The following is an 11,247-nucleotide window of genomic DNA, read 5'->3' on the forward strand; positions in this document are numbered from 1 at the left end:
TCGACCGCCCCCCGGCGCTCTGCGCACCGGTTCGCGCGGTTGCTGCTCCAAGGAGGACGCGGGTGACGCGCGTCGAGCTGCCGACGTACTCGGAATCCCGTTCTACGTATGGGATTTCGCCGATCGTTTCAAAGAGGACGTCATCGACGATTTCGTCGCGTCCTACGCCGCCGGTGAGACCCCGAATCCGTGCCTGCGCTGCAACGAGAAGATCAAGTTCTCCGCTCTGGCGGACCGCGCTCTCGCACTGGGCTTCGATGCCGTGGCGACCGGGCACTACGCGCAACTGCACGACGGAGTGCTGCGACGTGCCGTGGACGCGGACAAGGACCAGTCGTACGTGTTGGCCGTGCTGAACCAGGCGCAGCTCTCGCGTGCGATGTTCCCCATCGGGGACACCCCGAAGTCCGAGATTCGTGAGGAGGCCGCCGAGCGTGGGTTGGCTGTTGCCGACAAGCCGGACAGTCACGACATCTGCTTCATCCCCTCGGGCGACACTCGCGCATTCCTCGGCGCGCGGATCGGCGTGCGCCCGGGCAAGGTCGTCGACTCCGAGACCGGAGCCGAACTGGCCGATCACGAAGGCGTGCACGGGTTCACCATCGGGCAACGCAAGGGCCTCGGCGTGGAAGGACCGGCCGCGGACGGCCGGCCCCGCTATGTGACGTCGATCGAACCCGACAGTGGCACGGTCATGGTCGGCTCGGCGCAGAAACTCGACGTCTGGGCGATCAGCGGAGACCGCGCGGTATGGACCGAAGGTACCGCTCCTACCGGCCCCATCGAGTGCGTCGTGCAGGTCCGCGCGCACGGCGGACTGACCGAGGCCGTCGCCGAGGCAGCAGGTGACGGTATGGAGATCCAGCTGCGGGCTCCACTGACCGGTGTGGCCAAGGGGCAGGCTGCGGTGCTGTACCGCAAGGACATTCACGGAGACATCGTGATCGGCAGCTCGACGATCTCAGGCACTCGATCCGAGCGCGAGTGACCCCGGGCGTCTTCGCTGGACTGGCGACCGGCATCGGTTCGTGGCCGGGCACCGACATTCGTGAGGCTGCGGCGGTCGTCGTCGGGGAGTTCACCGAGCTTCCACACATCGTCGAACTTCCGGCGCGCGGCCTGGGTGCGGACATGATCGGACGCACCGGAGCCATCATGGTCGACGTCGAACTCGACGTGCGCACCTCCGGCTATCGCGTCGTGCCGCGTCCGATGCTCGCCGGCCGCCGGGCGACCGACTTCCTGGCCGAGGACCTCGACGTGCTCGAGGAACTGTGGGAGGTGTCCGGGCTTCGCGGCAGCGGCCGCACCATCAAGGTCCAGGCCGCCGGTCCGTTCACGATGGCAGCCCAGGTCGAACTTCGGCACGGGCATCGGGCCCTGACCGATCGCGGGGCGCTGCGGCATTTCGCCGAATCCCTCGGTGAGGGACTGCGCCTGCATTGCGCGGAGTTGACGCGTCGGCTCGGAGTCGAGGTTCTCGTTCAGCTCGACGAACCCAGTCTCGCAGCCGTTCTCGCCGGCAGCCTGACGGGCATCACCGGGCTCGATTCGGTGCGGGCAGTCCCGGAACCGGACGCTCTCGACCTGCTGGATTCGCTGATCGAGACGATCGACCTTCCCGTTGCGGTGCATTGTTGCGCCGGCGACGTTCCGTTCGATCTACTTCGCCGTTCGCGTGCCGTTGTGGTCGCCGCCGACGCGACTGCGCTGCGCCGCAGCGACTTCGACGGAGTCGGCGAGTTGCTGCAATCCGGCAAGACGCTGATGCTCGGGTTGATTCCGTCCGAAACCCCCGTGCGGCCACCCCATTGGCGCGAACTGGCCGAGCCGGGTGTCACGTTGATCGATCGACTCGGTTTCGACAGATCGGTTCTCGCCTCCCGGATCTCGGTGACGCCTGCATGTGGATTGGCCGGCAGCACACCGGAGTGGGCCCGTCGCGCAACAGGACTCGCCCACGACGTGGCATCCGCGTTCGCAGATTCACCCGATTCGTTGTGAGATCGCACAGCCGGTCGGAGTGAAACCCCGCGGACTCCGGGCCGATCGAGACCACCACCATTAGGACGCCGAACAGGTGTGACACTATTCACATGGCCGTTGGGGGTCTGTTGGATACGTGGGAGTTCGGAAAATGGCATCAGGTGGTCGCGACTTCGACGAGGTTGCCTCCCTCCGGCGTTCCGGCAGGCACCGTCGAGGTCTCGTAGCGAGATTGGCCGCGGCCACCTCCGACTGGTATCGAGCGCCGCACGATTTCGAGTGGATCCTCAATCACAGATCGACCCGTCCGCTGACCGGGATCATCCGTGCCGTGTTCGGTACCGCCACCTTGATGTACGCCGTCACCTCGATCCTGATGCTGTTCAGCGACCTCGGTCCGCGCGGCTCCCTGGCAATCGGGTGGGTCTTCGTCGTACTGGTGACTCAGGTGCTGGTCGCCGCACGGTGCGTGTTCGGCCCGATTCCCGGCAAGAAGTTCTTCGTGGGATTCCTCGCCTTCGGTGACATTTTGACCACGTCGATTCTGCTTCTCTACGCGCCCGTTGCCTCGTTGATCGGGACCGTGCTCTTCGCCGTCACCGGGGCGTTCTGCACGTACTTTCTCAGCCCTCGATTGCTCGTCGCGCACCTGGTGTGGACCGCGACGTTCATCATCGGGTTCGGCATTCGCGTGTTCGTGGCAGTGATGAACGGCGAGGTCGGATACATCGACGGGCCTTCGGTCGCAACGGCCACCGTGGTTCTCCTTCTCGCCACGGTGGGAGTACCCGTGTTCGCCCAGGTGGCGTGGACGACGCTGTCCAACGACGCCAAGCGGTCGGTTCTCGATCCTCTGACCGGGGTGTACAACCGGCGCGGCATCGACAGCGAACTGCTCGACCTGTGGCACCAGGCCAGCAAGGGGGGCATGTCCATGGCCTTCCTGGTTGTCGACATCGACAAGTTCAAGGCCGTCAACGATCGATTCGGGCACAGTCGCGGAGACGACGTGATCGTCCGGGTCGCCGACCGGCTACGCCGCTTGGTCCGGCATCAGGGCGGAGTGCTCGCCCGAACCGGTGGCGAGGAGTTTCTCGTCGCCATGGTCGGTGATGCGCGGGGGATGGTCGATCTCGGCTTCGACGTCGTCCGCGTGCTCTGTGACGACCGCGACGACATCCCCGTCACCGTCAGCGTGGGAATGGCGTTGTTGCGCGAGGACTCGGCTCTGTGGGACGTGGGCAAGTCCGTGGTCGGCAGAGCAGCTCGAACGGCGGACGCGGCGATGTACCGGTCCAAGCAGTCCGGTGGAAACCGTTTGGTCATCGACGAGATCTGAGCCCTCGAACCGACGTCGCTCGATGCGCCGGCGCGCTCGGGTGCGACCTCTGCGATGATCGTGCGATGTATCGGCTATCGGATGCCCAGCGACGTGGACTACCTGCCGGAGTGCTGTTGTCGGTGATGGCCTCCGTGCTCGGCGGCATCTACGCCGACTCCTTCGTGACCGGCTTCGCGTTGACCGCCGGTATCTGTGCGGTGGCGATCATCGCTGCCACGCTGTTGCTGGGTCTGATGGGGCGGTAGTTGCTGCGCTGCAGCGGGTGCTTCCGTGTCGGTGGGTTCGGATAATCTTCGACACGTGCCCGAATCGACCGAACCGCCAGCAGGAAACGACGAGACCGCAGGGACCGTCGGTGTCGAACTCGATGCCGCGTCGTCCGCCGATCGCGAGCGATGGCAGAAGCTGGCCGAGGAAGTGCGCGCTCATCAGTTCCGCTACTACGTGCGCGACGCGCCGCTGGTGTCCGACGCCGAGTTCGATGCACTGCTGCGTGAGCTGAACGAGCTGGAGGAGGTGCACCCGGATCTGCGCACGGCGGATTCACCGACACAACTCGTCGGGGGCGGTTTCGCGACGGAATTCACCGCCGTGGACCACCTGGAACGAATGTTGAGCCTGGACAACGTGTTCGACCACGACGAGCTTCGGGCCTGGGCCAAACGGGTCGAGACCGAAGCAGGGCCGGATCTGGAATACCTCTGCGAGGTCAAGATCGACGGCGTTGCACTGAATCTGGTGTACGAGAACGGCACCCTCGTGCGCGGTGCCACCCGAGGTGACGGACGTACCGGTGAGGACGTGACGCTCAACGCACGCACGATCGACGACATCCCGGACACTCTGACGGGTAGCGAGCAGTACCCCGTGCCGGAGTTGTTGGAAGTGCGCGGCGAGGTCTTCTTCCGGTTGGAGGACTTCCAGGCGCTCAACGCCTCACTCGTGGCGGAGGGCAAGCCCCCGTTCGCGAATCCGCGGAATTCGGCGGCGGGGTCGCTGCGACAGAAGAATCCGGCGGTCACCTCCAAGCGGCGTCTGGGAATGATCTGCCACGGCTTCGGTCGCATGGTGGGTTTCACCCCCGAGTCGCAGTGGCACGCCTACGAGGCGCTGCGCGCCTGGGGTCTGCCCATTTCCAGCCACACGACCCGTGTGCAGGGCGTCGACGCCGTCATCGAGAAAGTCGTCTACTGGGACCAGCACCGACACGACGTCGAACACGAGATCGACGGTCTGGTCGTCAAGATCGACGACATGTCGCTGCATCGTCGACTGGGAACGACGTCTCGCGCGCCGCGGTGGGCCATCGCGTACAAGTACCCACCCGAGGAAGTAACCACGACGCTGCTCGACATCCGCGTCAGCGTGGGCCGGACCGGCAGAGTCACGCCGTTCGCGTACATGACGCCGGTTCTCGTGGCCGGCTCCACGGTGTCGCTGGCGACGCTGCACAACGGCTCGGAGGTCAAGCGCAAGGGCGTTCTGATCGGTGACACCGTGACCATTCGCAAAGCGGGAGAGGTCATTCCGGAGGTTCTCGGGCCCGTCGTCGACGCCAGGACCGGAGACGAGACCGAGTTCGTCATGCCCACCGAGTGCCCGGAGTGCTCGACGCCTCTCGCCCCGGCCAAGGAGGGTGACGCCGACCTGCGCTGCCCCAACTCGCAGTTCTGCCCGGCACAACGTCGCGAGCGGGTGTTCTTCGTGGCAGAGAGGCAGCGATTCGACATCGAGGGCCTCGGCTACGAGGCCGCATCCGACCTGTTGGCCACCGGGGCCATCGAGGACGAAGGTGATCTGTTCTCGCTCACCGAGGACGACCTGATGAAGACGGCGATCTTTCGCACCAAGTCCGGGGCGTTGTCTGCCACCGGTCGAAAGTTGCTCGACAACCTGGCCACCGCACGGAACCAGCCGCTGTGGCGGGTGCTGGTCAGTCTGTCGATTCGGCACGTGGGGCCGTCGGCTGCCCGCGCGTGGCAGGGGAGTTCGGCAGCCTCGAGCGGATCCGAGCGGCGTCGGTCGAGGAACTCTCGGCGGTCGATGGGGTGGGCGGCACCATCGCGGCCGCAGTCTCCGAGTGGTTCGAGGTCGACTGGCACCGCGCCATCGTCGACAAGTGGCGGGCCGCGGGCGTGCGGATGGAAGACGAGCGTGATGCCTCGATCGAGCGCAATCTCGAGGGGCTGTCGATCGTGGTCACCGGGTCGCTGACGTCGTACTCACGCGACGAGGCCAAAGAAGCGATCCTGCTGCGAGGCGGCAAGGCTGCAGGTTCGGTGTCCAAGAAGACGGCGTTCGTGGTCGTCGGCGAAGCTCCGGGGTCCAAGCACGACAAGGCAATCGAGCTCGGCGTGCCGGTGCTCGACGAAGCGGGATTCACCCTGCTGCTGACCGAGGGGCCCGATGCGGTGGCTCCGACCGAAGCAGAATCGGGATCGACGGAATGATCGGGCCGGGACGGGTCAGTTCAGTACCGTCGCGACGATGCCGGCGAGATAACCGAGTCGGGCAACCTCCGAGGGCCTGAACTCCGGGCCCCCGGGCCTGCCCAGCATCAGCACGGTGCCGGTGGTGCCGAGGGGAGCAGCGGCGATCTTGGTGTCCATGTCGCGCCATACCTGGGGCACCCACTCGGCGTCGGAATCGAGAGCGGCAGGGGCGTTCAGCGGGAACCACGGCAGCTCGGCGGCGTGCGTCTCGGGAGCCCCCGAGCTGCCCACCAGACGGAACGGGCCGTGCGCGTTGGTGGCGACGACGGTGCTCCACCCCACTCGAAGGACACGGGGGGCTCCGTCGACGAGCACCTGAAGTCGATCGTCGGACGCCGCGGCGACCCGATCGATCAGTTCCAATTCGCGGTGCGTGTCGAGGACGCCGGTGTACGGGCGGATGGAATCGACCCGAACATCGGTGAGGTTCTCGGCAGCGGTGATCAGCGTGTCGGGAAGCGAACCCGGAGCAACGTCGACCACCAGGTCGTCGACTGCGTAACCGTCGCCACGTTCGATGACGTCGAGGGAGAGGATGTCCGCCCCGACCGAACCGAGCGCGACGGCCAACGATCCGAGGCTGCCCGGTCGGTCCGGCAGTTGGACGCGGAGCAGGTAGGACATGTCACGCTCCCTTTCGACTTCTGGCGTACTTCGGCCACACCAGCGTCATCGGTCGTTGCTGGCAGTTGCTGGCAGTTGGAAGGGAACACTGTGCACCCCGGCGCGAGCAATCCTTGCATCTTCGACCTGTCCGGTACGTCGCGCAACGCGGGCCGTGACAATTCCGACACCCGCTGTGTCCATTGGGAGTGCGCGAAAGCCCGCGTAACACTACGCACTAGGCTGGACCGCGTTCGCGAACCCGTGAGGTTCGCTCTGCACGAATACGGGGCCGCTTCTGCAGGCTCCGCTCCTACCGTCTGAAAGGGGTCTACGCGGTGCCAGACATCTCCCGCGACGAGGTCGCTCACCTCGCCCGGCTGTCGCGCTTGGCTCTCAGCGACGCCGAACTCGACGAGTTCGCCGGCCAGTTGGACTCGATTCTTCATCACGTCAAGGCAGTGGCGGAGGTGGCGACGGACGACGTGCCGCCGACGGCCAACCCCAGTGACATCGTGAATGTGACGCGTCCCGACGTGATCGTTCCCGGCCTGACGCCGGAGCAATCGCTGTCCGGTGCACCGAACGCCGAGGAGGGCCGTTTCGCGGTGCCGCAGATTCTGGGAGAGAGCGAATGACCGATCTGACGAAGCTCGACGCGTCCGAGCTCGCCACCCGCATCCACGCGCGTGAGGTCAGCGCCGTCGAGGTGACCCAGGCGCATCTCGACCGGATCTCCGAGGTGGACGTAGACCTGCACGCATTTCTGCATGTGGCAGCAGCCGAGGCACTCGCAGCGGCCACCGATGTCGATGCGGGATTGTCCGCGGGACGCGCACCTGCCTCGGCTCTGGCCGGCGTGCCGCTGGCCCTCAAGGACGTGTTCACCACGACCGACATGCCGACGACGGCCGGATCGAAGATTCTCGACGGGTGGATGTCGCCGTACGACGCGACGTTGACCACCAAGCTGCGGGCCGCGGGCATTCCGGTGCTGGGCAAGACCAACATGGACGAGTTCGCGATGGGTTCGTCCACCGAGAACTCGGCCTACGGACCGACCAAGAACCCCTGGGACACCACCCGCATCCCCGGCGGCTCGGGCGGCGGCAGTGCCGCAGCGCTCGCGTCGTACCAGGCCCCGCTGGCCATCGGTACCGACACCGGTGGATCGATCCGTCAGCCGGCGGCGTTGACCGGCACCGTGGGTACCAAGCCGACCTACGGCAGCGTCTCGCGCTACGGACTGATCGCCTGCGCTTCCTCGCTCGATCAAGGCGGCCCGTGCGGTCGGACCGTGCTCGATACCGCGTTGCTGCACGAGGTCATCGCCGGCTACGACGCGCGGGACTCCACGTCGGTCGAGACGGCAGTTCGACCGGTGGTCGCAGCGGCACGAGAGGGTGCTCGCGGTGACCTGTCGGGCGTGCGCGTCGGTGTCGTCAAGGAATTGCACTCGGACAAGTACCAGCCCGGTGTGATCTCGTCCTTCGATGCCGCGGTGGCGACACTGACCGAACTCGGTGCCGAAGTGGTCGAGGTGTCGTGCCCCAACTTCGTGCACGCGTTGGCCGCCTATTACCTGATTCTCCCGTCGGAGGTGTCGTCCAACCTGGCTCGGTTCGACGGCATGCGGTACGGACTGCGGGCGGGTGACGACGGCAAGCACAGCGCCGAGCAGGTCATGGCCACCACACGCGCGCAGGGGTTCGGACCGGAAGTCAAGCGTCGCATCATGATCGGGACGTACGCCCTCTCCGCGGGCTACTACGACGCCTACTACGGCTCTGCCCTGAAAGTGCGCACGTTGATCGCCCGTGACTTCGATGCCGCTTACGAGAAGGTCGACGTGCTGGTATCGCCGACGACCCCGACGACGGCATTCCCGCTGGGGGACAAGGTCGACGATCCGATGGCGATGTACCTCAACGACCTGTGCACGCTGCCGACGAACCTCGCCGGTCATTGCGCGATGTCGGTACCGTCGGGTCTTGCCTCCGAGGACGGACTGCCCGTGGGTCTGCAGATCATGGCTCCGGCGTTCGCGGACGAGCGGCTCTACCGCGTCGGTGCCGCATACGAGGCCGCTCGCGGCGACCTGAGGTAGTTCGAGGTGCTGCATCGGTGGGCTGTCGATCTGGCTCATCAGCCCTGCTGTCCGGTGCAGTGCCGACGATCGCGTTGACTGCGACCGCCGTCGTGACGGCTGTGCTGGTCGTCGCTGTCGTCCTGAGGGTCCGGCGGGGCCGAGCATTTTGAACGGTGTTCGGCCCGCTGAGCGCTCTCGGTCTCGTGGTGTCGCTTCTGGTGGCGGCGACGGTGCTCACCAATCTGACCGTCACTCGATACCCGACGGTGGCCGTGGCGCTGGGCCACCGGCCTGCCGTCCAGACCGAGGGCACCGGCAGGTTGACGGATGTGGACGTGCCCGGCACGGTGTCGCATTTCGCCGCGCGGCCCGCGACCGTCTACCTTCCGGCGTCGTACGACGCCGGAGCGAGCGACCTACCGGTCCTGGTGCTGCTCACCGGCCAACCCGGCCACGTCGTCGACTGGATCGAGGGTGGTCGTCTGGCCCAGACGATGGACGCCTTCGCAGCACGTCACGGCGGCGCTGCCCCGATCGTCGTGGTGGCCGACGGACTGGGTGACACCGAGGAAAATCCGATGTGCATGGATTCGAACCTCGGAAACGCCGCGACGTACCTGTCCGTCGATGTGCCGCACTGGATTCGATCGAACTTTCGGGTGTCCTCGGATCCGAGTGCCTGGGCGGTGGGCGGCTATTCCTACGGGGGAACGTGCGCGCTGCAGCTGGCGGTGACGGCACCGTCGGTGTACCCCACCTTTCTCGACATCTCCGGTGAGGACGAGCAACGCCGGGGCACCAGAAGCGAATCCGTTGCAGCGGCATACGGCACGGACACCCCGGCGAACGAGGCGCGTTTCGAGCGCGCCACGCCACTGAACATACTCTCGCACAACAGCTTTCCCGGTTCGGCCGGTGCCTTCGTCGTCGGTGCCGACGACGAAGAATTCCGGCCGCAGACCGAGCGCGCGTTCGAGGCTGCAGTGGCATCCGGTGTGGACGCGCACTACAGCGAGCTGCCCGGTGGACACTCGATGCAGGTGTGGGCTCCGGCGCTGGAGCAGGAAATGGACTGGCTCGGCGGGCGTCTGGGGCTACTCGGCTGAACGGCTGGCCTTGTCATCACCGACACCGCGGCATGCTCGTACCTTGGTCGGTGCCGTACCGATGGCCGTGACCGGGGTCGACATCGAGCGCTGCCGCGAGATCGATGGACGTCTGGACGAAACTGACGAGGGGCAGCCACATCGGCGACGGTGCGTCGGGTCGGGTGGTCGAGGTGTTCGGCGGTGACCACAGTAGGTCGGCCGACCACCGAACGACGGGGTCCGAGGAATTGGCGAGTACCGTTGCGCCGTCGGTGTCGACGGCTCCGGCGGGTGGACCCGCCCATACGGCACCGCAGATGCGCGGATCCGTATGCCGGAGAGACAGATACGCGTCGCTTCCCGCCACCGAACCCAAACTCTGGCCGTACACGACGATCTGCGGCGGTGTCGACTCGGTGGCCGCGCGTGCTGCGACCGCGCGGGCAACTGTATCTGCCGACCGTCGTGCGTCGTCCTCGGCGAACACGAACGTCGCCCAGCTCGGTTTGTTCGAGTACTGCACCGCCACGGTCGCGACGTCCCCGCCGAATCTGCTTTCGGCACCGGTGACGGCATTTTCGTCCACCCAGCCCGATCCGGTGGGTATCGCCACGACCACGACACTGCGATCGAAAGCGCCGGCGCGTTCCATGTCCGCTATGGCCAACTCGACCCGCTGATCGAGGGTGGCCGCCGAGTCGAGCCCCACATAGGTGCGCACGGTGCTGGGGTCCAGGCCGCCGGTGGTGAATTTTCTGCCCTCTCGGCCGAGAGTGCGCCACGGCACGAGTGAGTTCGGACTTCCTGATCTCGCCGCAGCGACGGGTGCGGTCACCGCGTCGTCCAGCGCAGAGTTCGAGGCCGCGAAAGAACTGGACATGGCCGACCAGAGCGCGGGCACGGCAACGAAATACGACAGCACGCCGACGACACCGATCAGGACGACCGATCGAAAGCTGCCGATCGCAGTGCACATTCTCCGGATGGCAAGACCGATTCCCCACAGGACGACAGCAACGCATGTCGCTCCACCGACTACGTCGACGGCATAGTGCCAGTCCACTGAGGGGGTACCCATCGAAACTCGTAACCGGTTCTGCCACTGAATATTCGAGAGAACTGCACTCGTCGAGATCAGTGTTCCAACGCCTGCTGTCCACGCCTGCGCTCGGAGTCGAGCAGGTCGCCGGGTGCCGAGTGCGCGCCGAGCCGACCATCCGATGGCGAGGGCGATCGCCATCGATACGCCGGTCAAGAGAGCCTGGGTGACAGCTGGACGGGGGAGCAGCGCAGGGGCCGACGACGCCAACACCGCAGCAGTGAGAGCGACGGAGGTCCCGACGCGCGGTAGCCGTACCCCCGTCGGCGGGGGTCCGATGTCGGATTGTGCAGCACCGATTCGTGCGGAGGCTCCGGTGATCGAGGTGCTCATGCGCGTGCGCCGATCTCGGGTATCGACACTCGCCTGCGCAGGTATCGGCGCGTCAGAAGAGCCGACAGCGCAATCAGCGCCATGCCCGCGCCGGCCGACACGAAGGGCAACGCGGGCTCGGCCACCGGAGCGCCGAACGACTGTCGCCAGGAATTGACGTCGACTGCCGTGGCGGCCACCGATGCGGCGGCGTCGCAGACCTGGCGGAGGCCCGT

At 66.3% G+C, this 11,247-nt stretch carries 9 protein-coding genes and 2 pseudogenes; 8 read left to right on the plus strand and 3 right to left on the minus strand.

Features of this window, described 5'->3' with window-relative positions; translation table 11 throughout:
- From mnmA to ligA, 5 genes and pseudogenes are all read left to right on the plus strand, one after another.
- Positions 1-988 (plus strand): tRNA 2-thiouridine(34) synthase MnmA (gene mnmA, locus RHBS_RS17060; RefSeq protein WP_128646093.1); only part of this gene is annotated, 988 nt, incomplete at its 5' end.
- On the plus strand, positions 985-2,004 hold the full coding sequence (locus RHBS_RS17065; protein WP_128646094.1) for a methionine synthase: 1,020 nt from the start codon (positions 985-987) through the stop codon (positions 2,002-2,004). The genes mnmA and RHBS_RS17065, both read left to right, overlap by 4 nt.
- 133 nt (positions 2,005-2,137) lie before the next feature.
- A complete protein-coding gene (locus tag RHBS_RS17070; RefSeq protein WP_128646095.1) occupies positions 2,138-3,325 on the plus strand; it encodes a diguanylate cyclase in 1,188 nt (395 codons plus the stop codon).
- Between the two features lie 65 nt (positions 3,326-3,390).
- Positions 3,391-3,573: a hypothetical protein gene (locus tag RHBS_RS17075; RefSeq protein WP_121870203.1), complete on the plus strand. Its 183-nt coding sequence runs from the start codon at positions 3,391-3,393 to the stop codon at positions 3,571-3,573.
- A gap of 160 nt (positions 3,574-3,733) precedes the next feature.
- Positions 3,734-5,778 (plus strand): annotated as a pseudogene (gene ligA, locus RHBS_RS17080) (NAD-dependent DNA ligase LigA).
- Between the two features lie 15 nt (positions 5,779-5,793).
- Here ligA and RHBS_RS17085 read toward each other — a convergent pair.
- Entirely contained in the window at positions 5,794-6,444 is a 651-nt protein-coding gene (locus RHBS_RS17085) for an amino acid-binding protein (protein ID WP_068045765.1), read from the minus strand.
- 317 nt (positions 6,445-6,761) lie between these two features.
- On the opposite strand from RHBS_RS17085, the gene gatC reads away from it, so the two are divergent.
- From gatC to RHBS_RS17100, 3 genes are all read left to right on the plus strand, one after another.
- Positions 6,762-7,061, plus strand: coding sequence for an Asp-tRNA(Asn)/Glu-tRNA(Gln) amidotransferase subunit GatC (gene gatC / locus RHBS_RS17090; protein WP_068045762.1), 300 nt, complete (start codon positions 6,762-6,764; stop codon positions 7,059-7,061).
- Positions 7,058-8,530, plus strand: a complete 1,473-nt coding sequence (gene gatA / locus RHBS_RS17095) for an Asp-tRNA(Asn)/Glu-tRNA(Gln) amidotransferase subunit GatA (RefSeq protein ID WP_121870201.1) — start codon at positions 7,058-7,060, stop codon at positions 8,528-8,530. Before gatC ends, gatA begins: the two co-directional genes overlap by 4 nt.
- 155 nt (positions 8,531-8,685) lie before the next feature.
- On the plus strand, positions 8,686-9,618 hold the full coding sequence (locus RHBS_RS17100) for an esterase family protein (protein ID WP_128646096.1): 933 nt from the start codon (positions 8,686-8,688) through the stop codon (positions 9,616-9,618).
- A gap of 16 nt (positions 9,619-9,634) precedes the next feature.
- Here RHBS_RS17100 and RHBS_RS17105 read toward each other — a convergent pair whose 3' ends face one another.
- Positions 9,635-11,032, minus strand: coding sequence for an alpha/beta-hydrolase family protein (locus RHBS_RS17105; RefSeq protein ID WP_121870200.1), 1,398 nt, complete (start codon positions 11,030-11,032; stop codon positions 9,635-9,637).
- Positions 11,029-11,247: pseudogene (locus RHBS_RS28575) on the minus strand (hypothetical protein); the annotation flags it as partial. The pseudogene RHBS_RS28575 and the gene RHBS_RS17105, both read right to left, overlap by 4 nt.

Origin of the sequence: Rhodococcus sp. BS-15 (assembly GCF_000813105.1) — a bacterium.
Classification (GTDB): Bacteria; Actinomycetota; Actinomycetes; order Mycobacteriales; family Mycobacteriaceae; genus Rhodococcoides.